The following is an 825-nucleotide window of genomic DNA, read 5'->3' as shown; positions in this document are numbered from 1 at the left end:
TCTTACATAAAGACATTAATATTTCAATTGCTGTTGCTGATGAAAATAAATTATACGTACCTGTGATTAAGCATGCAGACGAAAAGTCAATCAAAGGTATAGCTAGAGAAATTAATACTTTAGCAACAAAAGCGCGTAATAAGCAATTGACAACTGAAGATATGCAAGGTGGAACATTTACAGTTAATAATACTGGTACATTTGGTTCAGTATCATCAATGGGGATTATAAATCACCCTCAAGCAGCGATATTACAAGTAGAATCAATCGTTAAAAAGCCAGTAGTAATTAATGATATGATTGCAATTCGAAGTATGGTAAATTTATGTATTTCAATAGATCATCGCATTTTAGATGGTTTACAAACTGGTAAATTTATGAATCATATTAAACAGCGTATCGAACAGTATACTTTAGAAAATACAAATATATATTAGTGATAACATGGATACATCTATCGACAACTTGTTTTATCTTGTTCTTGTCGATGGATGTATTTTTTTGGGCAATAAAATATGTGCAATAAATTCAAAAAAAGATAAAGAACAATAATCAACATGGTTGAATGCATTTTTGCAGTAAAGTCAAAATAATACATCATACTGGAAACATATTAATGAAAACAGGTGAACAAATTAGTTTCCATGATATTAAGCACAATAATGTTTGGTATATTGTTAAAATTGTGTCTAAATATTGGTGTGATTCAGATTAGTTTATTGAACAATATGTTATTAATTAGTAGAATGAGGATAGTTTAAATATAAAGGGATAGGTGATTGAACTTATGGACATGAATTTCGATTTATACATGAACGGTGTTGT

General features: G+C 28.7%; 1 protein-coding gene. It reads left to right on the top strand.

The window, feature by feature from the left end; all coding sequences use genetic code 11:
• On the top strand, window positions 1-437 hold a 437-nt coding region (locus IDG60_RS17250), incomplete at its 5' end, for a 2-oxo acid dehydrogenase subunit E2 (RefSeq protein ID WP_206160981.1).
• Window positions 438-825: the final 388 nt, after the last annotated feature.

The organism is Staphylococcus sp. EG-SA-2, assembly GCF_017152085.1.
This window is presented reverse-complemented; position numbering and strand designations above follow the sequence as displayed.